Raw genomic sequence first — 22,322 nt, 5'->3', positions numbered from 1 at the left:
GGTTAGCGTCCTTGTTGATCCGGATTCAGGTGACGGGCCAGTGCCCGCGAACAGGCTGACAGCGTCAGGGTTAACAGCAAATAGAGGGCAGCTACGGTAAACCACACCTCAAAGGTCAGAAACGTATCGGCAACCAGAGTACGCCCTTCGTTGGTCAGATCGAAGATGGCGATCACACTCACCAGCGCCGAATGTTTGATAAGGGAGACCAGCTCGTTGGTGAGCGGCGGCAAGGTGATGCGCACCAGCTGGGGCAGGATCACCTTGCGCAGGGTGATGGTTCGCGACAAGCCAAGCGACTGGGCTGCCTCCCACTGTCCTTTGGGAATGGCCTGTACGCCTGCACGCAGCACTTCGGCGGTGAAAGCGCCCTGATAGAGGGAGAGGCTCAACACGGCGCAGGCAAGGGGGGCCAATCCCAGCATGGGGCCCAGCAAGAAATAGAGAATATAGAGCTGCACCAGCTGGGGCGTGGTGCGCACCAGCGCCAGATAAGCGATGGCGAGCCATGGGCCGAGCCGAGAGGGGAGCAGCCGCAGGCTGACCACGCACACCCCGACCGCCAGAGTGCCCAACAGGCTGAGCAGCGCCACCTGCAAAGTGACCAGCAGGCCGTTTAGCAAGGGGCCGGCATAAAAGGTTCCCTCATCCCACTCGCCGAGAAAGGGCAACACCCGCGGCCACTGCCACTCATAGCCCATCTGGCGAGCGCCGCTATAGAGCGCCCAGCCCAGTAGCGCAGAGAGCATCACAGTGCCCGACAGCCAGCCAAGCAGGCGGGGGCGATTGAGCCTAGCCATGATAGCTAAGCACCTGTTCGAGGAAGGCCCGGGTTCGCGGGTGCCGGGGGGCGTTGAACAGCTGGGCGGGCGGGGCTGACTCGATGATCTTCCCCTCATCCATAAAGAGCACCCGATCCGCCACCTGACGGGCAAAGCCCATCTCGTGGGTGACGCAGATCAGGGTCATCCCCTCGTCAGCCAGCTCGCGGATTACATCGAGCACTTCGCGAATCATCTCGGGGTCGAGGGCGGAGGTGGGCTCGTCAAACAGCATCAGCTCGGGTTGCATGCAGAGGGAGCGGGCGATGGCGACCCGCTGCTGCTGGCCGCCGGAGAGCTGGTGAGGGTACTTGTCGGCCTGCGCCTGAATGCGCACCCGCTCGAGCAGCCCGAGCGCCCGGGCTTTGGCCTCCTCAGGGCGCAACCCCAGGGTATGCACCGGCGCCACCATCAGGTTTTCCAGCACCGTCATATGGGGGAAGAGGTTGAACTGCTGAAACACCATGCCAACCCGACCTTGCAGGCGGCGCAGGTAGGAAGGGGTCACCGGCTCGCCAAACAGGAACAGCTGGCCGTCGTCGATCCCCTCCAGCCCGTTGATGGTGCGGATCAGGGTCGATTTTCCCGAGCCTGACGGGCCACAGATAACCCACTTCTCTCCCCGTTCAATGGTGAGATCGATGTGATGTAGAGCCTGAAAGTTGCCATAGAATTTGTCGACGCCACAAAAGCGCACACAGGGTTGCGAGCTGGTCAAGAAGCAGGTTCCACTGAGAATCATTTACGCCATGGTATTGATTTTATAGGGGGATGACAAAGAAAACCCCCTTGTCAGCATCCTGATGGCTATTCACAATGGCGCCATTTCGTGATGACAGGAGCTTTTCATGCGTATTACATCCTTGCTTGCCGGTTCGCAGGTGCAGCTGTTGATGCCGCCAGCGGTTCGCTATCGCTGCGTCATTTTTCTGCTGTTGCTGGTGAGTTGGGGCGTGGTGGTGGCCTCCTTGTGGGATGGCTGGGGCGCCATGGCGCTGCTCAACTGGGTGGGCGTGGTCTTTGGTGGCATCACCGGGATCATGGTGTCGCTGCCCCGCAGCTGGCAGCCCTGGCGCCTGGCGGAGCTGGGGTGGGATGAACAGCATATCTATCTGCTCAATGGCAACAAGGATGAGGCGCTGGCGCTGCCCCGCAACCAGCTGGTGGCGCTTGAACGGGAGCGACGAGTGGGTCACGACGGCCAGTGGCTCGACTTCAGCCTCGATCTGCAACTGAGTGAAGATGAGCTGGCGGCGGCCATGGCCTTGCTGGATCTCAAGGCGGGGGAGCTGCATCTGGTGAGCCCGTCTGTCTATCGCTTCGGCTTTAAACGGGCCTGGCACGGTCGCCGGATGCTGGCGCAACGGTTGTCAGATCTGCAATCGGCCTGAGTCGACTATTTTCTCGACAATTCCCGGCAAAGCTCAGATACTGCCAGTGACTCGAATTGATCTTGTCTGCACTGTTAACCCAAGAGATCAATCACTTGACGACAGTGTGGAGAAGGCCACGGCATGAAGCCATGGCAGGTCCGGCATAGGGGTTGTGCCCTTACCGTTATGCTGGGAATTGCATAGAGAAGGCACCTTGAATCGAGAGTGGATGGCATGAAGATTTACGTAGGAAATCTGTCGTACCGGATGACGGCCGACGAACTGAAAACCCTGTTCAGCCAGTTTGGACAGGTCGACAAGGTTGATATCATCATCGACCGCGATACCGGCCAGTCAAAGGGGTTTGGTTTTATTGAAATGCCGGTCAATGGTGATGCCGAGAAGGCCATCGCTGGTCTGCATGGCACTGAAGTCGGTGGCCGTACCATCACCGTCAACCAGGCCAAACCGAAGACAGATGCTCCCCGTGGTCGCCCGCAACAGCGCCACCGCTAAGGTGCCTCGGCAATAAAAAAACGGCATGGGTTTCCCCCATGCCGTTTTTGTTTCTGTACGTTTTGTTGTGATCAGGGGACGTCGTAACCGAGCGCCGCCTTGCGGATGCGGAACCACTGCTGGCGGTTAAGCTCGATGGATTCGGCGGCCACGGCGGCGGCAATCCGCTCCCGCTTGCCGGAGCCAATCAATGGCAGCGGCTGGCTTGGCAGCATCATTACCCAAGCGTAGACCACCTGCTCGATAGTCTGGGCGCCCACTTCCTGACGGATCTGCTCCAGTTCGGCACGCAGCGGGGCATAGGCCTCATCGCTGAACAGTCGGCCGCCGCCGAGACATGACCAGGCCATCGGCTTGATGCCAAGCTGCTGGCACTGATCCAGGGTACCATCGAGGGTCCCTTCCTGATGAAGCGGCGAGATCTCCAGCTGGTTGGTGACTAGCGGGAAGGGGAGGCGCGATTGCAGTAGCTCGAACTGACGGGCGGTGAAGTTGGATACCCCGGCGTGCTTGATCTTACCCGCCTGTTTCAGGGTGATAAAGGCGTCGGCCACACCATCGGCGTTCATCAGGGGATCCGGGCGGTGGATCAGCAGCAGGTCCAGATGGTCGGTGCCGAGCTTGCGAAGCGAGGCCTCGGCGCTGGCGATGATATGGTCCTTGCCGGTGTTGTAGTGGTTGAGAGCATGCTCCGGCTTGGCGGTGAGGGCGATACCGCACTTGGTGACGATCTCCATCCGGCTGCGCAGGGAAGGCTCGAGGCGTAGGGCGTGACCAAAGGCCTCTTCGCACTGGTAGCCACCATAGATATCGGCGTGATCGATGGTGGTGACCCCCAGATCCAGATGATATTTCATCAGATCGAGCAGAGCGGCCGGAGAGAGCTGCCACTCCATCAGGCGCCAGTAACCCATGATGAGGCGAGAGAAGGTGGGGCCTTGCGGATGCAGGGCGACACGGGATACAGACATGGTTGACTCCTTTAAAAACGCGATGCGAAAACGATGTGCAACATGGATGACTGCGGGCATCTTGGCCCCATGTGGCTGGCAAAGCAATAATGGACAGTGGCATGATTCGAACTTTGGTTCTGACCGAAGAGAGTTGGGGAGATAATTGGATGGAAGGATTTGCCGAGCGCTTGCAGAGCCTGATCGGGGAGATGAGCGTGAGCGCCTTTGCCCGCAAGGTGGGGCTCAGTGAAGCGCTGATCCGCAAATATTTGAAGGGGGCCGAGCCTGGCCTGGCGCGGGCCAACCAGATCGCCATGGGGGCCAACTGCTCGCTGGAGTGGCTGGCGACCGGATGCGGTTATCTCTACCGTCAGGCGGAAGTGGTGGACAGGGAGGCGCTGGCTGCGGCGCAGCAACTGCTGGGCGAGCAGCAACCCGGGGTGGGGCTGCCCGATGAGGAGGCGCTGGTCACCCTGCTCGCCTACTACCAGTTTTTGCGCACCCACAAGAAAGCGGACGGTTTTCTCGACTTGGCGCTGGCGCGGGAGTTTGGCCGCCATCTGGGGGAAGCGTGATGAGGAGCATATTACCCTTTGGTCGTGTCACGGCCGGTTGATTATTCTGATACGCTCTAAGCAAGATAAGTCTCCATGGAATGGGCGATGAGCTACTTGATCCTCGGAAGTGGTGCGCTGGGCTCGGCGCTGGCAAGAGAGCTGATGGCAAGGGGGGAGTCATTCCTGCTGGCCGGGCGCAACTATCCCAAAGGGATCGAGATGGAGGACTTCTTCCCGCTGCCAGATGTCGATGCCATCTCGTTCGATGCCTTGTTTACCCTCTACGATTGCGATCCGCTTCCCACCGTTGTGATCAATACCATCGGCGTGTTGCACGATGTCAGCTTTATGCCGGAGCGGCGGGTCGAAGAGGTGCACCCCAAGTGGCTGTGCGACAGCCTGCTGGCCAATGCCTGGCCAACACTGGCGCTGGCTGCCCGTTTCAGCCGGTTGATGGGCAATGACCATCCGCTGTGGCTCTGCGCCATCTCCGATCTGGCGGGCTCCATCACCGCCAATCTGGAGGGGGGACGTTACAGCTACCGGATGAGCAAGGCGGCCCTCGACATGGGGGTGAAAACCCTGGCCCTTGAGTGGACGCAGCGTTTCCCGCAAGCAGGGGTGGTGGCCGTTGCGCCCGGCTTGATGGACTCCCCGATGAATACCCCCTTTCTGAGCGAGTTGCCCGCGGATCAATTGCTGGATCCTGCCGAGGTGGCGGTGAAACTGCTCAATCTCATCAAGGGGTTATCATTGGCCCAATCGGGCCAGCTACTGGATCTGAACGGTCAGCCGCTGCCTTGGTAAATCCCGCCTGCGGGTTCTACTGACGTCTATTGGCTTCACATTCTGCTCATGCGCCCCTTGCCAAGCGAGGGGCGCATGGCTAACGTCACTCTCCTGTTTCAGGAGGGATCTCATGCGCTATATCGATTTACGAAGTGACACCGTCACCCAGCCTACTGACGCCATGCGTCAAGCCATGCTCCACGCCGAAGTCGGTGACGATGTCTATGGTGAAGATCCGGGCGTCAACGCGCTGGAGGCCTTTGGGGCCAGATTGCTGGGCAAACAGGCGGCGCTGTTTGTGCCGTCCGGCACCATGTCCAATCTGTTGGCGGTGATGAGCCACTGTCAGCGCGGTGAGGGGGCCATCCTCGGCAACGCCGCTCACATCTATCGCTATGAAGCGCAGGGGAGTGCCGTGCTGGGCTCCGTAGCCCTGCAACCCTTGCCGATGCAGCGCGATGGCACGCTGGCATTCGATGATATCAAGGCTGCGCTGGCCCCTGATGATGCCCACTTCGTCCAGACTCGCCTGATCTGCCTTGAGAACACCCACAACGGCAAGGTGCTGCCGCTCTCCTATCTGCAGGAGATGGGGGCATTCGTTGCCGAGCGCGGCTTGAAGCTTCATCTCGATGGCGCCCGGCTTTTTAACGCCGCCGTGGCCAGCGAGACCCCGGTCGAGGTGATCGCCGCTCCATTTGATAGCATCTCGATTTGTCTCTCCAAGGGGTTGGGCGCACCGGTGGGCTCGCTGCTGGTGGGCAGACACGACTTCATCGCCCGTGTGCGCCGACTGCGCAAGATGCTGGGGGGCGGCATGCGTCAGGCGGGGATTCTGGCGCAAGCCGGTCTGTTTGCCCTCGAGCAGCACGTGACCCGCCTGGCCGATGATCACCGCCGTGCCAAACGGCTGGCCGAAGGGTTGGCTGCACTGCCGGGCATCGAGCTCGACCTCTCGCTGGTGCAGAGCAATATGGTGTTCCTGCGGCTGCGTGAGGGGGAATCAGCCCCTCTGCTCGCTTTTATGAAGGAGAGGGGGATCCTCTTCTCCGGTTACGGCGAGCTGCGGTTGGTGACCCATCTGCAAATCAACGATGACGATATTGAAGAGGTGATCGACGCCTTCACCGAGTATCTCGGGGCGCGTTGAGACGGCTGGTGAGGTAGAGGTTATACCGAGACCTGTTCATACCGAAATAAAAGAGGGCGCCGCGGCGCCCTCGGTTATTTGCTGCAAGCTCAAGCCTGCCGCTGGCCGCTCATCAGCATGGCCTCATCGGTAGCGTCGTAGATCATCACCGCGATGTGGGTCACCTGACCGCCGAAATCGGCCAGTGGCACCAGCGTCAGGTTCTGGAACATATGGGGGGCCGAGCCGGTAATGGGGCGATAGTTGGAGAAACGTAGCAGATAGGGCTTCTGCTCCCAGGTGCTGAAGGCGCGGTTGTTGAGCTTGAAGACCATGTTGGCCTTGCGCTCGAACCAGGCTCTGTCCACATCGGGGAAGAGCTCGAACAGTACGCCATCGCGCACGTCACTGGCCAGTCGGCCGCTGTGGCTCTCCATAAAGCCGTTCCACACCTGTACCTTGTACTCCTTGTCGAGCACTACCAGGCCTACGTCCAGGTTCTGGACTATGTTCATCAGCCAATGAAATTCACGGATTTCCATAGTCACTCCTAGAGCATGTGCATGATTTTGTTGTTCATGGTGGCGATGGAATCTTCGGTAAACAGCAGCAGCAGATCACACTGCACCGCGTAATCCTGGATCCGGTAGTTGATCTCGATGGCGAGCGTGCGGCGCCAGCGACTCTTGTTGGTGTTGATCAGCTCGTTGATGGGTCTGTGCTGGCCGAGCACCACCGGGTGCCCCTGACTGAAGGGGGTGTCGAGCTGGTTGGCGTAGCCGCGTAGGAAGGCGCCGATCAGCACGTTGGCGGTATCCATCAACAGCTCCAGTTCGGCGGTGCGATCCAGCGTCCCCTGATGGTTCATCAGCTTGGCCAAATCTTTGAAGCTGGAGTCATGGAACAGGATCAGCGCTTCACCGGCGATCCCAGCTCCGATAAACCCCTGACAGACGGCGGAGAGGGTATCTGAATCCGCAGCGGCCGAGAGGGCCATATGCAACTCTGATACTTCCAGCACGTTGACGTTGGGGATGGGCAGTACCACGAAGGCGTTGAGCAGACGAGCCAGCAAGTCGGCGGCCTGACCCATGGAGACGTTGGCCAGCTCCTGATAGACATCGCGGATTTCGGGGGTGATCTTGACGCCTGCATCGGCTACCACTCCGTTTGGCTGCTGCTCGGGGGCGCTTGGTTGACCGCTCGGGGTGGCACTCCAGAAATCATGCTTTTTGAGCAGGGCGAGCAGGGTTTCTGGGGCGGCAGGTTTCTTGATGAAATCGAGCGCCCCTAGCCCCATGACCCGTTGATAGGCCTCTGGTTGGATATCCCCGGAGACCACGATCACCTTGTTGCGTAGACCCTCCCGTTGGAGGGTCTCCAGCACGCCGTAACCGTCCATTTCCGGCATGGTCAGATCGAGAAAGATGAGATCCCCATGGCCCATCAGCACCTGTTCGATCCCTTCAAGGCCATTCGCCGCATAGTGCAAATCGACTTTCCAGTCAGCCGGTAGCGCTCGTGCCAGCTGTTTGCGGGCGAACCCGGAGTCATCACATATCAATACATTCATGGCGTTAGGCAGGCTCTGTTGGCAAGGATTGCTATAAGTGTGGCCCGCTAACAGTCAGATGCAATGTGGGAGGTTGTCACCCTGTGAAAATTGGTTATCCCATTGCCGGTTACGATAGCGTGCGGAGTATTTCTCAACAAATTCAGCGAACATCTTAACACGCAACGGGGCGAACTGGTGCTGGCAACACAACATGTAGAAGGGGCGATTGCCGGTCTGCCAGTCGGTCAGTACCGGTACCAGCTGCTCGTCATGGAGGAAGCTGCTCAGATAGTGCAGCGGGGCGTTGACTATCCCCAGATGACGCCGGGCTGCGCGCACGGCGGCCTGAGTCTGGTTGACGGTCAGTTTGGCGCTGCGTTTGATGCAGATGTTTTGGCCATCCTTGTCGGTCAGTTGCCAGTGCTGGTGTGGCCAGCAGTAGATGAGATCATGTTCTTCCAGCTGGCTGGGGTGGGAGGGGGTTCCCTTCTTGGTCAGATAGAGTGGCGAGGCAAACAGGCCGTACTCGATATGACCGAGACAGATCGCATTGGGCAGCGACTGGGGCAGCTCACCGTTGAAGAACACCAGATCCCGATCATTGTCGAACAGGTGCTGGTGATCATTGGTCTGGGTGATATCGAACTGTACCTCGGGATAGTGCAGCCCGAATTCGGCCAGCATATCGATGAGGATGGTGTTGGAGAGCGCGATCGGCGCGGCTATCCGGATAAGCCCGGTGATGTCTGCTTCTTTACCCCGGATCTCGCTGGTGGCCTGCTCGATTTGTGCAAGCGGTGTGCAGAGACGCTCGTAGTATCTGAGCCCTTCATCGGTAAGACGGAGTTTACGGGTAGAGCGATGTAGCAGGGAGCAACCCAGTTGCTCTTCCAGCTGGGAAATGCGTCGACTGATGGTGCCTGTTGGCATGCCCAGTGCGGCTGCAGCATGGGAGAATCCTCCCTCTTGCACCACCTTGACGAACAGGTAGAACTCTTCGATGTGCTTCATAAACGCTGTTCTGGGTGTAACAAGGGGGCAACCATAAAAAGAGCCTTATCGCTTGGCAAGGGTAATTCAGCGTTTAATTGATCTGGATTCGATTTCTACTGATACCAGTTTAAATTTTCAATTGTTCTCGAATGAGGATTATTTTCTGCGCCACAGTCATTGTTGCGAGATGTCACCCGTTAGCTCAAGAGAGAGAGGCGACATGGTATGACTACAATACGACCCATCCTCAGGAAAAAAGAGGATCGCGCTGGTCAAGAGCAGTTCTTTTTTTCGGCGATGTGAATGTGATGACAGTCGCATATTCATCATGCCGGTCTGGTGAAGGTAGATATTCGGTTTTGAGGTATTTAAGTTCCTTGTTAAGTCGCTATTTGGGGCCGGTTTTGCTCTTTTTTGTCTGTTTATTCAACGCGCTGGTTAATAAATGAAAGTTTTACGAGGGAAATGCCGGCACTTTTTTTAGTTGACTTGCTTGTCAGTAAATAAGTGTTTGTTGTGAATCGTAAAAATGTTTTTTGAAGTATCCAGAGTGCAATTCTTAGTGCTTGTTTTTGCTGGGAAAAAAAGTTAAAAACGAACGAGGGATTTGTTCTGATTGACAGGAGTATTGGCTGAGTCCTTTTTTCTGTGGCTGGATTGGCTCTCCTGTTGTTGATTTCTGAAATCAGTTATCTGCTTTTGGCCATCGCGAGAAATAGTGGCCGAGAGGTGTTGTCACCTTGCATTCTGCATACGGCGGTTTGCCCATTTGTTTTCCGGTTCACCAGTGACCATCCAGCATGAATGATTTTGACCAGATGAATACGCTTGACGAACGGTTACTGAAGACAATGGATGTTCTGCATACCCCTATCTGGGTATATGACATCGAACATCACCATATTTTCTGGGCAAACCGCGCAGCACTTCCTCTCTGGGAGGCCACCTCCCTTGACGAGCTCTGTTCCAGGGATTTTTCGGCTGATATGGCCACAGCCATAGCGCTGTTGTTGCAACGCTACCTCGGTGATTTTCAGCAGGGGCGAAGTTACAACGAGTGGTGGACTATCTCCCCAAAGGGGGTCAAGAAGCAGATCTATCTACGCCTCTCCGGCATTCAGCTGGCTGGCCGTCTGATGATGATGACCGAGGCGGTGCTCGACTCCGATACCCTCTATCAGGAGTCCTCGCTGGCAACCGGTGATACCCTGGCCTGCCTGTTCGATAGCAATGGCGCGTTCGAAAGCGGCAACTATCACTTCGAGATGTGTTTCGGTCACCGGATCGCCACGCTCTCCCAGGTTTTTTCCGGTAGTGACGACAGTTTTTACCAGAAGCTCTCCCGACTCGATGAAGTAGTGACCGAAGGGGAGTGCCGAACCCTCAAGGGGATGCGCTGGTTCCAGTATCAGTTCCGCTATATCCAGCAAGGAGCACGGATCCTGCTCACCATGCGCGATATTACCGATCGCAAACTCGAGGAGCTGGAGCATCGCCACCTCGCTTGGCATGACTCCCTGACCGGCCTGCTCAACCGTTATGGCTTGATGAAATCTCTCGAGGCCTATTGCGGGCTGGGGGAGCGTTTCGCGCTGGTATTCATGGATCTGGACAACTTCAAGCTGGTCAACGACAACTACGGCCATAAGGCGGGAGACCGCCTGCTGGAGCGGGTTGCCGGTCGCCTCAAACAGATTTGCCCCCGCGATGTTGAGCTGGCCCGTCTTGGCGGGGACGAGTTTACCGCGTTGGTTCCCTTGGGAAACCAGAATGAACGAGCCCAGGATGTGGCCGATCAGATGCTCTCCCAGATGACCAAGCCGCTGCAACTGAGCGGTCTGCCGGAGGTAACCATCGGCGGCAGTATCGGCATTGCCATCTATCCCGATGATGCGGACGATGGTGATAACCTCATCACCCGCGCCGATATGGCCATGTATCAGGCCAAGCAGATGGGGCGGCTGCGCTGGCAGCGTTTTACCCCCAGCATGCAGCAGACCCTGCAGCGCAAGCTCAATCTCAAGCAGTTTCTGGCCAAGGCCATCGGTCGTCAGGAGCTGAGCCTCTGTTACCAGCCACAGGTCGATGTCGCCAAACGGCGTCTGATCGGTTACGAGGCGCTGCTGCGTTGGTATAACCCGGTGCTTGGCCATGTCTCGCCAGTGGAATTTATCCCATTGGCCGAAGAGATGGGGCTGATCCGCGAGATCGGCAGCTGGGTGCTCTCTACCGCACTTGCCCAGATGGCCAGTTGGAAGAAGTGCCTCCATCACCGGGTGCCAGTCTCCGTCAACCTCTCCGGTTTCCAGCTCTCGTCGGCACTGCCCGGGCAAGTGCGCCAGCAGCTGGCTCTGCACGGAGTGGATGCTTCCCTGTTGACGCTGGAACTGACCGAAACCGTGCTTATGCTGGATATGAAGGGGTGCCTCGATATTCTCGATGACTTGAGTGAACTGGGGATCAAGATTGCCATCGACGATTTTGGTACCGGCTACTCATCCCTTGCCTATCTCAATCGCCTTCCCATCGATACGATCAAGCTGGATCGCTCTTTCGTGGTCGGCCTCAACCTGCCGGTGATCCGGGCGACTGCGGCCATGGCCACCAATCTGGGGTTGGGGATCATGGCGGAAGGGGTGGAGGAGCCTCACGAACTGGCCGCACTGCAGACCCAGGGGTGCCATGTGTTCCAGGGATATCTGTTCAGCAAGCCGCTGACGGTTGCACAAGTCGAGGCAAGCGGTTTCGTGGTGGAGTGTCAGGTTGGGCGTTATCCACTGTTAGATGCCGTGATGGCAGAGTAACAAGTGTGCGTTAGGCCACAACTTGGAATTTTATTCCGCAATATTTAATCAAAATTAATCATTCTTTTGCGATCGGTCATGAGACGGATTGGCTGGAATTGCTAGCATGCGACCTCGTTTCTAGGGAAAGGAGTATCGCAATAATGAGTCATGCTGCTGTCAATGACCGTCCGGCCAGCCCTCCCAAAGGTTGGCTGAACCGTTTCCTCAATGGCGTCGAGAAAGCCGGGAACAAATTACCCGACCCCGCCATGCTGTTCCTCTACGCCTTGCTGATCGTCTGGGTCGGCTCCTGGGTGTTGTCACAATTCCAGTTTGATCTGGTCAACCCCCGTACCGGGGAGGCGGTAGTGGTCAACAACCTGCTGACCGGTGCCGGTCTGGCCGAGTTTCTCTCCACCATGGTGACCACTTTCACCGGCTTTGCCCCGCTGGGCATCGTGCTGGTGGCCATGCTGGGGGTCGGGGTGGCCGAGCAGTCCGGTTTTATCAATACCGGTCTGAAAAAGTTGCTCAAAGTGACGCCTGCCCGTTTTCTCACTCCCATGCTGATCCTGGTAGCGATCGTCAGCCACACCGCTGCAGATGCGGGCTATGTGCTGGTGATCCCCATCGGTGGCATCATCTTCCACGCTGCCGGACGCCATCCGCTGGCGGGGATCGCCGCTGCCTTTGCCGGCGTTTCCGGCGGTTTTGCCGCCAACTTCCTGCCCTCCGGCGGGGATGCGCTGCTGCAGGGTTTTACCCAGTCCGCCGCTCAGTTGCTCGATCCTGACTACATGGTCAACACCCTGTGCAACATCATCTTTACCGGTGCCTCTTCGTTGCTGATCATCTGCGTCGGCTGGTTCATCACCGAAAAGGTGGTGGAGCCGCGCCTCAAGCACGTGGCGCTCAACGAGGATCTGGAGAGTGCCGACGAGATGGGGCGCTACAGCGCGCAAGAGAGCCGGGCCTTCAACTGGGCCGGGTTTGCCATGCTGGCGGCTATCGTGCTGCTGGCGCTGGCGCTCTCCCCGAGCGATTCACCGCTGCGTGCTGCCGATGGCTCCCTGACCACCTTCGCTGCCCCCGTGATGAAGTCCATAGTGCCGCTCATCTTCCTGCTCTTTATCCTGCCCGGGATTGTCTACGGCTTTGTCGCAGGCAGCTTCAAGAGCGGCAAGGATGTGATCGATGCCATGTCGGCCACCATGAACAAGATGGGCTCCTACATGGTGATGGCTTTCTTCTGCGCGCTCTTCATCAAGGCGTTTGGTGACTCCAATCTGGGCACCCTGCTGGCCCTTTCCGGTGCCGAAGTGCTCCATGCGCTGGCGCTGCCCGGTGAGGTGACTATCGTCGGGATGATCCTGCTCACCGCCAGCGTCAATCTGGTAGTCGGCTCGGCCTCCGCCAAGTGGGCGCTGATCAGCCCGATCCTAGTGCCCATGTTGATGGCGGTGGGGATCTCCCCCGAGCTGACCCAGGCGGCCTATCGGGTCGGGGATTCTGCTTCCAATATCATCACCCCGCTGATGGTCTTCTTCCCGCTGGTGGTGGTCTATTGCCAGCAGTATGTGAAGAGCACCGGGATCGGTACTCTGGTCTCCATGATGCTGCCCTACTCGCTGGCCTTCCTGGTGAGCTGGACGATTTTCCTGCTGCTCTACTGGGCGCTCGGCTTCCCGCTCGGGTTGCAAGCCCCTTACGTCTATCCGGCCCCTTAAGCTGGGTGTGCGAGGGAGCCTTGGGCTCCCTCGTTTTTTTCGCTATGGTGTTACCTCATTTTGGAGGTGCCATGAATCAGACCATCGATCTTATCCTTTCCCATCGCTCCATTCGTCAGTTCACTGCCGAGCCGATCGCCCCGCAGCAGCTGGATGTCATTCTCGCCGCCGCCCAGTCCGCCTCGACCTCGAGCTTTTTGCAGGTGACCAGTATTGTGCGAGTCAGTGAACCCGAGGCGCGTCAGCAGCTGGCCATGCTGGCGGGCAATCAACCCTATGTGGTGCAGGCGGCCGAGTTTCTGGTGTTCTGCGCCGATTACCATCGTCACAGCCAGATCGTGCCCGAGGCCCAGACCGGTTATGCGGAGCAGTTGTTGATCGGTGCCATCGACGGCGCCCTGATGGCGCAAAATGCTCTGCTGGCGGCGCAGTCGCTGGGGCTGGGCGGGGTCTATATCGGCGGCATTCGCAACCATCCTGCCGAGGTGAGCGAGCTACTGGGCTTGCCCCATCAGGTGATCCCGCTGTTTGGCCTCTGCCTTGGCCACCCTGCCCAGCAGCCGGAGCAGAAACCCCGCCTGCCCAGGGGATTGGTGGTGCATCAGGAGCGCTACCAGCACGAGCTGGATCGCGACCTGCTGGCCCGGTACGATCAGCAGATCGAGGACTACTATCAGGCCCGCAGCAGCAACAACAAACAGCAGACCTGGAGTAGCCAGATCCGCGCCATTCTGGGCAAGGAGTCCCGCCCTTTCATGCTGGGATTCCTGCAATCGCGGGGCTTTAACCTCAAGTAATGGCGCTGATGGGCGATACTATGGGAGTGATGACCATCATGGTCATTTTCCCGTGATCCTGAAATCTTTCCCTGAGACCGGGTATACAGCTTGGCGACAAATCGTGGGCAAGGGGGGATCTACAGGCTACCTTAAGTAGATAAGCTGTTGTAGGATCACGCAATTGGATTGGGACAGGGGTTTGGACATCCTATGATTTTAACTTTGGTATTGCTGTCTATCGGCGCGCTCCTGTTTTTGGTTATCGCCTATAACGTGGTACAGCAATATAAGCAGAAGGCGGAGGCTGAAAAGCGTCACGCCGTTGCCAGACACAAGACGGTAGCCGACGAGACCGAAGAGGTACTGCTGAACGTCAATCTGGTGCCTTTCTCCAAAAACATGGTGTTGCTGTTGCAGCACCGGATCCTTGATGCCTATCGCGCCATCGCCCAGGTGATGCCCAACAACCAGATCAAGCAGCGCATCGCCGATGTGCAGATCCAGATCAAGAACGTGCAGGAAAATTACAGTGCGCAGGATGAGGGGCACTTCAAAACCCCCGAGTCTGATCGTCAGGCGATCCAGATGTTGCAGCTGGTAAAAAAGCTACGTGCCGTACTGCGTGTCGAGCACAACAAGGGCAAAATTGATCCGCAGGGGTTTGCTCAGGAAGATCGTCGTCTCGAGCTGATGCAGCTCAAAATCAACATCTCGAATCTGGTCAAGCGGGCGATGGATGCCCGCATTCAGGGGCAATATGGTACTTGCCGCCAGCTCTATACCAAGGGGTTGTCGGCAATGGCCAGCATTGGCGACAAGGATCCCTATCTGTTGGCTCGTGAAGAGGATATGCGTCAGGGGCTCAAGGAGCTTGAAGAGCTGCAGCAGCAAAACAACGCGCAGGATCTGCAAAACATCAAGGACAAGGAAGCCGACGAGCTCGATGTCCTGTTTCAACCCAAGAAGAAATGGTAAGCATGTCTCATCCACTCGATTCCACACTGGGGCCAATGGCCCCATTTGTTTCTCAGCTGTTGACCGAACTGGCCGCTGCTGGCGTCACATTTTCCCAGCCAACTGTCGATCACCTCTGTTATCGGGCGGCGACCTTGCAGGAGTACCGCGCGCTATGTGCTGTGCTGGCTGAAGCGGGCTCCTTGCTGGTGGAGGGTATGATTGGCGGACGTCCCATCGCCACCTATCAGTTGCATCAGCCTCTGTTGGCTGGTGAGGTACAGGTACCCTGTATCGAGCTGGCTGCACCGAAACCGGGTCGCGTCCATCAGGCGGGGCTGGAACATATCGAGCTGGTGGTTACTTCACTGCAGGATCTGGTAGCGCGCTATCCCGAGCAGCCATTCAAAACCGGCAACATGCAGGATACCCGCAACCCCGATATTGGCCTGATGTTGCCCTCCGGACAGATCAAGTTTCATCTGCGCCCGCTGGCTGAGGTGATCGCCGAAGAGGTGGCGACCGGTGCTGTGGTCGCGGTGCCTGCGGATTATTTCGATCAGGAGTGATCCTGCGCTCAATGCGGTGCGAGCCTGACAGGCTCTTGAATAACGCAGCAAAAGGGGTCACCGGTGTGACCCCTTTTGCTATCTGGCAGTGCTGGGTTGCGAGAGTGCTATCTGCTCGTGGGTGACCCTGTTTGCGCTGAGATCGTTACCCGTGCCGGTGTGGTTGCTGGGCAGAGAGTGGCGATTGGCTTCGCTGCTTGAGGCGACCAAGCCAGAGGCTCAAACCCGCCGTCAGGATGAGGACCAGTTCAATTCCCATGACCAGACCGCACAGCTCGCCCTGCTCCCAGAACGGGTGCAGGTAAAGTCCCCCCAGACTGGCTCCCAGATAGTAGGCTACCAGATAGAGGGAGGAGGCGAGGGCGCGGTTGTGTTCGACATGATGACCGACCCAGGCACTGGCGCAGGCGTGTGCCAGGAAAAAGCCGAAGCTGGAGATCAGCAAGCCACTCAGGATCCCGAGCAGACTAGCTTGCAGTAGCCATAGACTGCCGAGGGCCATCAGCGCGATCCCGACCAGCAGCATGCGTTGTGCCCCCCAGCGGTTGGCAAAGCGGCCACTCAGAGAGGAGGCTACAGTCCCCGAGAGATAGGTGAGAAAAAGCATGCCGAGCCACTGGGTGGGCAGGGAGAAAGGGGGCTTGGCCAGCAGGAAGGTGAGGTAGCTGAACTGGTTCAGAAACACCATAAAGTTGAGGCCGCCAATCAGATAGGCCCCTACCAGCAAGGGATTGGTCAGGTGTTGTTGCAAGGCGCGAGCAAATTGGCCGCGAACGGGGGCGCTCGCCACAAAGCGGGTCTGATGGGGTAGCAGCCAGAAGACCAGCGGCAGCAGTGACAGGCTGATCACACCAATCCCCAGAAAGGTATGCTGCCAGTCGCCAAACCAGCCCGCCAACAGACCGCCGACCACCCGACCGGCAATGCCACCGAGGGAGTTGGCGGCAATATAGACCCCCACCGCCGAGAGGAGCGCCCGTTTGCTGAACTCTTCCCCCATATAGGCAATCGCGGTCGCGGGCAGTCCTGCCAGCAGCGCACCCTGCAGGATGCGTAGCAGCAGCAGGGTGCCAAACTGCTCAACCAGCGGGATTAACAGTGAGAGCAGGATCGCCAGGGTGAGGGTACCCAGCATGACCTGCCGACGGCCATGGCGATCCGCCAGTCTGGCGCAGATCAGCAAGGAGGCGGCGAGGCCAGCAGTGCATCCTGCCAGGGTCCAGCTGGCCGAGAGGGAGTTGACCGAGAAGACCTCGGCGATCAGGGGTAACAGGGGATGGGTCTGGTAGAGGTTCAGAAACACCAGAAAAGAGCCCAGGCTGAGGGCCAGGGTTGCACGTATCCACTCGCGACTTCCAACTTCAATCATTGCGTATTGTCCTGACTACTTTTGGTCAGGGTAGAGTCCTTGCGGTTATAAATATAATATATTTAAGTTATCTATCTCATAAGATGAATTGATACATGGATCTGAAACAGCTCACCTATCTGCTGGCGGTCAGGGATGCCGGCTCATTTACCAAGGCAGCAAACAGTCTGCATGTGGCACAACCGGCCATCAGCATGGCCATCGCCAAGCTGGAGCAGCAGCTCGAATTGCGGCTGTTTGATCGACAGGACCGGGCGGTACGGCTCACCCCTGAGGGAGAGGTGCTCTGTCGCCATGCCGAGCGTCTGTTGCTGCAGATGCATCAGGCCGAGGCCGAGATGGCCGAGCTCAAGGGGTTGGAGCGGGGGGAGGTGCGGATCGGGATCCCCTACATGATGGGCTCCTACTATTTCCCCCCTCGTCTGATGGCCTTCAAGCACCGCTACCCCGGCCTCAAGATCCGGGTCGAAGAGGCCGGCACCCGTGAGCTGCTCAGCCGGATGGTGGATGGTTCCCTCGATCTGGCCATTCTCATCACCAGTGATCTCCCCCCCGCCATCGAGGGAGCGCATCTGCTGAGCGAAGAGATGTTGATGGTGGTGGGGGATGATCACCCCTTGCGCGGCGAACCGGCCGTCACCCTCTCGCAGTTCTTTGCTCAGGAGCTGGCGCTGTTTCGCCGTGGCTTTTATCACCGGGAGCATATGGAGGCGCTGGCCCAGAGCCTGGGCGTTGAACCCGATATCGCCTTCGAGAGCAATCTTATCCCTCTGCTCAAGGCGGTGGTGCGGCAAGGCTTTGCGGTGACCACCTTCTTGCGGATGGTGCTGGAAGAGGAGCCGGATCTGAGTGGCGTGCCCTTCGACCCGCCTATCTATCTCGATCTCTGCGTGGCGTGGCGGCGTGGCGATCCGCTCTCCATGGCCAACCGTGCCTTGCGTGATTTCCTACTCAAGGAGCGCCCGGCCTGATGGCGGCGGGCTATTGCTGAAAGTTTGTTACTATTAACGGTGGGTTCGCTTGAGGGCTACACCATGAAATTGCAGCAATTGCGCTATATCGTCGAGGTGGCGAACCACAGGCTGAATCTGTCGGCCACCGCCGAGAGCCTCTTTACCTCCCAGCCCGGGATCAGCAAACAGGTGCGGATGCTGGAGGATGAGCTGGGGATCCAGATCTTCGAGCGCAGCGGCAAACACTTGACCCAAATCACTCCCATCGGTCGGGATGTGATCAAAGTGGCCGCGGAGGTGCTGGACAAGGTCGCCACCATCAAGGTAATGGCCAGGCAGCATGTGCATCCGGAGCAGGGAACCCTCACCATTGCCGCCACTCATCTGCAAGCTCGCTATATTCTGCCCACCATCCTCAAGGGATTCATGGCCCGCTTCCCCAAAGTTGCCGTAACTGTGATGCAAGGGAGTGCGGCGCAGTGCCGCGCAGCCGTGCATGATGGCGCTGCCGATCTGCTGCTGGCGGATGAACCGGAGGATGGGAGCGATCTGCTTGTGCTCCCCTCTTTTCAGTGGCAACGGGGCTTGGTGCTACCCAAGGATCATCCGTTGGCCAAAGCAACATCGCTGACTCCGGCTGAGCTGGTGGAGTTTGCATTGGTGACTGACGGAAGGGCTCTCTCCACAGCTCATGGCACTGATTGCGCTCATGCCGAGAGCCGGATCTCCTGCTGTGCGAGCGACAGCGATGTGCTCAAGACCTATGTCAGACAAGGAATGGGCATCGGGGTGATGGCAACTTTTGCTTGGGAGCCCCAGCGCGATGGCGATCTGGTGCTCAAAACGGCGCCCTGGCTACCAGGCGGTGTGGCCGCTATCGGGTTGCGCAGAGGGGCATTTTTATGCGGCTATCTCTACGATCTGATTGAACGTCTCGCGCCGCAATTGACCCGCGAGCGGGTCGACCAATACTGTGCTGCCCGCACTGGCGAAGAGCTTGAAGCACTGCTGGCCAATTTGACCGTGCCACTTAGATAGCTTGGGTTGATGTGTGGTCGTCCCAAGAAAAACGCCTCCCAATGGGAGGCGTTTGACTATCTGATATTCGTCAATGCAGGCTCACTTCTTCAACATATGATCCAGCTTGTTGGCCTTGGTCGACAGATAGAACTCGTTGTGGGGATTGCGTCCTTCCTGCAACGGAACCCGTTCGGCCACCGGAATACCGAAGGATTCCATGGCTTTCATCTTGCGCGGGTTGTTGGTCATCAGTTTGAGAGACTTGACTTCAAGCTGCTTGAGCATATCGGCGCAGATGGTGTAATCGCGCATGTCGGCGGCAAAACCAAGGGCCACGTTGGCCTCCACGGTATCGGCACCCTGATCCTGCAGGTGATAGGCGCGGATCTTGTTGAGCAAGCCGATGCCACGACCCTCTTGACGCACATACAGCAACACGCCACGACCGGCTTTGGCGATATTCTCCATGGCCGCCTGCAACTGGAAACCGCAGTCACAACGCAGGCTGAACAGGGCGTCGCCGGTCAGGCACTCTGAGTGGATCCGGCCCAGCACGGGCTCTTCACCGGTAATGTCGCCCATCACCAGTGCGGCGTGATCTTTGCCTGTGCCGGTTTCCTGAAAACCTACCAGCGTGAAGGTGCCCCAAGGGGTTGGCAATTTGGATTGGGCCACGAGGGTAACGCTGCTCATAGGTTGCTCCTTACTACTAACGGCTCAAAAAAGGGGGCCAGTTTAGCGCGCCTTGTCAGGAACGACCATAAGAACAAGTCCCTGCATTGCTTAATGAAATCTCCAAATGAGATACAAGCACAGCTGTCCGTCGGGGTTTTGGCCCTTTGTGCGGATTGATGACTGCCAGGCTCACCACATTCGGGTATAATCGGCGCCCATTAACCCACCCCTTCGGGATGGGAGCAACACAGTGCAGGAGAGAAGTTATGCCTCAGATGGCCCCCGTAATGACAATTGATGGCCCCAGTGGTGCAGGTAAAGGCACCTTGTGTCAGCTGCTTGCTGAGAAGCTGGGTTGGCACTTGCTGGACTCGGGCGCCATCTATCGGGTGTTGTCCCTGGCCGCCCTGCATCACGATGTAGAGCTGGACAGTGAAGCCTCACTGGTGCCGCTAGCTGCCAATCTGGATGTGCAATTTCAGGTTGAGGGCGATCTGGTCAAGGTTATCCTGGAAGGGGAAGATGTCTCCCGCACCATCCGCACCGAAGAAGTGGGTAATGCTGCCAGTAAAATCGCCGCCTTCCCCCGGGTGCGCGAAGCATTGTTGCGCCGTCAGCGTGCATTTCGTCAGGCCCCGGGTCTGATTGCCGATGGTCGTGACATGGGTACAGTTGTTTTCCCCGAGGCCGAGGTGAAGATTTTCCTCGACGCCAGTGCCGAAGAACGGGCCCAGCGTCGCTATAAGCAGTTGCAAGATAAGGGCTTTGATGTTAACTTTGAGCGTCTTTTAACCGAGATTCGGGAACGTGACGATCGCGACAGAAATCGCGCTACTGCACCCCTGAAACCGGCAGAAGATGCTCTGGTGGTAGACTCTACCGCCATGACCATAGATGAAGTGCTGGCAACAGTACTCGCCTATGCAGAGCAACAACTTGGTGATGCCAGCGCAAGCTGACATCCGGTCGTCTGCACCAAGGATGGCGCAGATTATTTAAAACAGCCCCGCTTGTGCCGGATTGCAAGTGGATGTTTCATTTGTGACATAAACAATGATCGAATCTTTTGCTCAACTCTTTGAAGAGTCCCTGAACGCCGTTGAAACCCGTCAAGGTTCCATCGTCAAGGGTACTGTCGTTGCTATCGAGAACGGTTTCGTACTGGTTGACGCCGGTCTGAAATCCGAGTCCGCTATCCCGGCTGAAGAATTCAAGAACGCCATGGGCGAGCTGGAAATCAACGTCGGCGACACCGTTGACGTGGCTCTGGACTCTATCGAAGATGGTTTCGGCGAAACCAAGCTGTCCCGCGAAAAAGCCAAGCGCCACGAAGCCTGGCTGCAGCTTGAGAAGGCTTACGAAGAGCAAGCTACCGTTATCGGTATCATCAACGGCAAGGTCAAGGGTGGTTTCACCGTTGAACTGAACGGCATCCGTGCCTTCCTGCCGGGTTCTCTGGTTGACGTGCGTCCGATCCGTGACACCGCTCACCTGGAAAACAAAGAACTCGAGTTCAAAGTCATCAAGCTGGACCAGAAGCGCAACAACGTTGTTGTTTCCCGTCGTGCCGTGATCGAGACCGAGAACACCTCCGAGCGCGAAAGCCTGCTGGCTAACCTGCAAGAAGGTCAAGAAGTTAAGGGTATCGTCAAGAACCTGACCGACTACGGTGCATTCGTAGATCTGGGCGGTGTTGACGGCCTGCTGCACATCACCGACATGGCGTGGAAGCGCGTTAAGCATCCTTCCGAAATCGTCAACGTTGGCGACGAGATCGCTGTCAAGGTTCTGAAGTTCGACCGCGAGCGTACCCGTGTATCCCTGGGTCTGAAGCAGCTGGGCGAAGATCCCTGGGTTGCTATCGCCAAGCGTTACCCGGAGACCACCCGTCTGTCTGGCCGCGTGACCAACCTGACCGACTACGGCTGCTTCGTTGAAATCGAAGAAGGCGTTGAAGGCTTGGTACACGTATCCGAGATGGATTGGACCAACAAGAACATCCACCCGTCCAAAGTTGTTAACGTTGGCGACGTGGTTGACGTGATGGTTCTGGACATCGACGAAGAGCGTCGTCGTATCTCCCTGGGTCTGAAGCAGTGCAAATCCAACCCGTGGCAGCTGTTTGCCGAAACTCACGCCAAAGGCGACCGTGTTTCCGGCAAGATCAAGTCCATCACTGACTTCGGTATCTTCATCGGTCTGGATGGCGGCATCGACGGCCTGGTTCACCTGTCTGACATCTCCTGGAACAACCAGGGCGAAGAAGCCGTGCGTGAATTCAAGAAAGGCGACGAGATCGAAGCCGTTGTTCTGCAAGTGGATCCGGAGCGTGAGCGCATCTCCCTGGGTGTCAAGCAGATCGAAGAAGACCCGTTCAACAAGTACCTGGCTGACAACAAGAAAGGTGCTATCGTGAAGGGTAAGGTTACCGAGGTTGATGCCAAAGGTGCCGTTATCGAACTGGCTGACGGCGTAGAAGGCTACCTGCGTGCCTCCGACGCTGCTCGTGACCGCGTAGAAGACGCCACTCTGGTGCTGTCTGTTGGTGACGAAGTTGAAGCTAAATTCATGGGCGTTGATCGTAAGAACCGCACCGTAAGCCTGTCTGTCCGTGCTAAGGACGAGGCTGATGAGCGTGTTGCTATCGATAACCTGAACCAGCAAGAAGAAGTTGTGTTCAGCAATGCTATGATGGAAGCGTTCAAAGCCGCCAAGGGTGAGTAATCCTTGATGCAAGAAAAGGGCGGCATTGCGCCGCCCTTTTTTATCCTGGCAAAATGAATATTGCATGTGATCGGGGAAGG

At 57.7% G+C, this 22,322-nt stretch carries 22 protein-coding genes; 14 read left to right on the top strand and 8 right to left on the bottom strand.

Annotation, left to right across the window (positions count from 1 at the left end; translation table 11 throughout):
• Nucleotides 1–2: 2 nt before the first annotated feature.
• Complete coding sequence (locus G5195_RS09645; RefSeq protein WP_216978992.1) at nt 3–800, bottom strand: amino acid ABC transporter permease; 798 nt, start codon at nt 798–800, stop codon at nt 3–5.
• Nucleotides 793–1,563 carry an amino acid ABC transporter ATP-binding protein gene (locus G5195_RS09640; RefSeq protein WP_421221590.1) on the bottom strand — a complete coding sequence of 257 codons (771 nt, stop codon included), beginning with the start codon at nt 1,561–1,563 and terminating at the stop codon, nt 793–795. Before G5195_RS09640 ends, G5195_RS09645 begins: the two co-directional genes overlap by 8 nt.
• 106 nt (nt 1,564–1,669) lie before the next feature.
• On the opposite strand from G5195_RS09640, the gene G5195_RS09635 reads away from it, so the two are divergent.
• Together G5195_RS09635 and G5195_RS09630 are read left to right on the top strand one after the other, a co-directional pair.
• Complete coding sequence (locus tag G5195_RS09635; RefSeq protein WP_323915199.1) at nt 1,670–2,212, top strand: hypothetical protein; 543 nt, start codon at nt 1,670–1,672, stop codon at nt 2,210–2,212.
• Between the two features lie 216 nt (nt 2,213–2,428).
• Complete coding sequence (locus G5195_RS09630) at nt 2,429–2,710, top strand: RNA recognition motif domain-containing protein (RefSeq protein ID WP_005337180.1); 282 nt, start codon at nt 2,429–2,431, stop codon at nt 2,708–2,710.
• A gap of 71 nt (nt 2,711–2,781) precedes the next feature.
• Here G5195_RS09630 and G5195_RS09625 read toward each other — a convergent pair whose 3' ends face one another.
• Nucleotides 2,782–3,681 carry an aldo/keto reductase gene (locus G5195_RS09625; RefSeq protein ID WP_421236058.1) on the bottom strand — a complete coding sequence of 300 codons (900 nt, stop codon included), beginning with the start codon at nt 3,679–3,681 and terminating at the stop codon, nt 2,782–2,784.
• Between the two features lie 149 nt (nt 3,682–3,830).
• On the opposite strand from G5195_RS09625, the gene G5195_RS09620 reads away from it, so the two are divergent.
• The 3 genes from G5195_RS09620 (at nt 3,831) to ltaE (ending at nt 6,159) form a co-directional block, all read left to right on the top strand.
• Nucleotides 3,831–4,238 (top strand): helix-turn-helix domain-containing protein, encoded by a 408-nt coding sequence (locus G5195_RS09620; protein WP_033137628.1) that lies wholly within the window; start codon nt 3,831–3,833, stop codon nt 4,236–4,238.
• Nucleotides 4,239–4,325: 87 nt separating this feature from the next.
• Nucleotides 4,326–5,027 carry a short-chain dehydrogenase gene (locus tag G5195_RS09615; RefSeq protein WP_266135536.1) on the top strand — a complete coding sequence of 234 codons (702 nt, stop codon included), beginning with the start codon at nt 4,326–4,328 and terminating at the stop codon, nt 5,025–5,027.
• Between the two features lie 112 nt (nt 5,028–5,139).
• Nucleotides 5,140–6,159, top strand: coding sequence for a low-specificity L-threonine aldolase (gene ltaE, locus G5195_RS09610; protein WP_421221589.1), 1,020 nt, complete (start codon nt 5,140–5,142; stop codon nt 6,157–6,159).
• Nucleotides 6,160–6,248: 89 nt separating this feature from the next.
• Here ltaE and G5195_RS09605 read toward each other — a convergent pair whose 3' ends face one another.
• Genes G5195_RS09605 through G5195_RS09595 form a run of 3 tightly spaced genes read right to left on the bottom strand, consistent with a single transcriptional unit; the run spans nt 6,249 to nt 8,704 of the window.
• Nucleotides 6,249–6,680, bottom strand: a complete 432-nt coding sequence (locus tag G5195_RS09605) for a PAS domain-containing protein (protein WP_005337175.1) — start codon at nt 6,678–6,680, stop codon at nt 6,249–6,251.
• Between the two features lie 8 nt (nt 6,681–6,688).
• Complete coding sequence (locus G5195_RS09600) at nt 6,689–7,711, bottom strand: response regulator (protein ID WP_043823589.1); 1,023 nt, start codon at nt 7,709–7,711, stop codon at nt 6,689–6,691.
• Between the two features lie 54 nt (nt 7,712–7,765).
• A complete protein-coding gene (locus G5195_RS09595; RefSeq protein ID WP_216978986.1) occupies nt 7,766–8,704 on the bottom strand; it encodes a LysR family transcriptional regulator in 939 nt (312 codons plus the stop codon).
• A gap of 833 nt (nt 8,705–9,537) precedes the next feature.
• Here G5195_RS09595 and G5195_RS09590 point away from each other — a divergent pair.
• The 5 genes from G5195_RS09590 to G5195_RS09570 all read left to right on the top strand — a co-directional run bounded on the left by G5195_RS09590 (nt 9,538) and on the right by G5195_RS09570 (nt 15,501).
• Complete coding sequence (locus G5195_RS09590) at nt 9,538–11,490, top strand: putative bifunctional diguanylate cyclase/phosphodiesterase (RefSeq protein ID WP_421221658.1); 1,953 nt, start codon at nt 9,538–9,540, stop codon at nt 11,488–11,490.
• A 143-nt stretch (nt 11,491–11,633) separates the two neighbouring features.
• On the top strand, nt 11,634–13,199 hold the full coding sequence (locus G5195_RS09585; RefSeq protein ID WP_005351146.1) for an AbgT family transporter: 1,566 nt from the start codon (nt 11,634–11,636) through the stop codon (nt 13,197–13,199).
• Between the two features lie 71 nt (nt 13,200–13,270).
• On the top strand, nt 13,271–13,996 hold the full coding sequence (gene nfsA, locus G5195_RS09580; RefSeq protein ID WP_421206552.1) for an oxygen-insensitive NADPH nitroreductase: 726 nt from the start codon (nt 13,271–13,273) through the stop codon (nt 13,994–13,996).
• Between the two features lie 192 nt (nt 13,997–14,188).
• Nucleotides 14,189–14,953, top strand: a complete 765-nt coding sequence (locus tag G5195_RS09575) for a DNA repair protein (protein WP_421221588.1) — start codon at nt 14,189–14,191, stop codon at nt 14,951–14,953.
• Complete coding sequence (locus G5195_RS09570) at nt 14,947–15,501, top strand: VOC family protein (protein WP_421221587.1); 555 nt, start codon at nt 14,947–14,949, stop codon at nt 15,499–15,501. The genes G5195_RS09575 and G5195_RS09570 overlap by 7 nt, the downstream gene beginning before the upstream one ends.
• A gap of 145 nt (nt 15,502–15,646) precedes the next feature.
• Here the strand turns inward: G5195_RS09570 and G5195_RS09565 are convergent, their stop codons facing one another.
• Nucleotides 15,647–16,870, bottom strand: a complete 1,224-nt coding sequence (locus G5195_RS09565) for an MFS transporter (protein WP_421221586.1) — start codon at nt 16,868–16,870, stop codon at nt 15,647–15,649.
• A gap of 95 nt (nt 16,871–16,965) precedes the next feature.
• Here G5195_RS09565 and G5195_RS09560 point away from each other — a divergent pair, with 95 nt between their 5' ends.
• A complete protein-coding gene (locus G5195_RS09560; RefSeq protein ID WP_005337156.1) occupies nt 16,966–17,841 on the top strand; it encodes a LysR family transcriptional regulator in 876 nt (291 codons plus the stop codon).
• Between the two features lie 63 nt (nt 17,842–17,904).
• Nucleotides 17,905–18,861 (top strand): LysR substrate-binding domain-containing protein, encoded by a 957-nt coding sequence (locus tag G5195_RS09555; RefSeq protein ID WP_139734162.1) that lies wholly within the window; start codon nt 17,905–17,907, stop codon nt 18,859–18,861.
• Between the two features lie 81 nt (nt 18,862–18,942).
• On the opposite strand, the gene ribA is transcribed toward G5195_RS09555, so the two are convergent.
• Nucleotides 18,943–19,536 (bottom strand): GTP cyclohydrolase II, encoded by a 594-nt coding sequence (ribA, locus tag G5195_RS09550; RefSeq protein WP_103251772.1) that lies wholly within the window; start codon nt 19,534–19,536, stop codon nt 18,943–18,945.
• A 248-nt stretch (nt 19,537–19,784) separates the two neighbouring features.
• On the opposite strand from ribA, the gene cmk reads away from it, so the two are divergent.
• On the top strand, nt 19,785–20,477 hold the full coding sequence (cmk, locus tag G5195_RS09545; protein WP_019444698.1) for a (d)CMP kinase: 693 nt from the start codon (nt 19,785–19,787) through the stop codon (nt 20,475–20,477).
• A 94-nt stretch (nt 20,478–20,571) separates the two neighbouring features.
• Nucleotides 20,572–22,242 (top strand): 30S ribosomal protein S1, encoded by a 1,671-nt coding sequence (gene rpsA, locus G5195_RS09540; RefSeq protein ID WP_005337148.1) that lies wholly within the window; start codon nt 20,572–20,574, stop codon nt 22,240–22,242.
• Nucleotides 22,243–22,322 lie beyond the last annotated feature (80 nt).

This window comes from Aeromonas sp. 601039 (assembly GCF_049174415.1).
Lineage (GTDB): Bacteria > Pseudomonadota > Gammaproteobacteria > Enterobacterales > Aeromonadaceae > Aeromonas > Aeromonas veronii_A.
The sequence above is the reverse complement of the archived record's forward strand: the minus strand, read 5'-3'. Positions and strand labels throughout refer to the sequence as shown.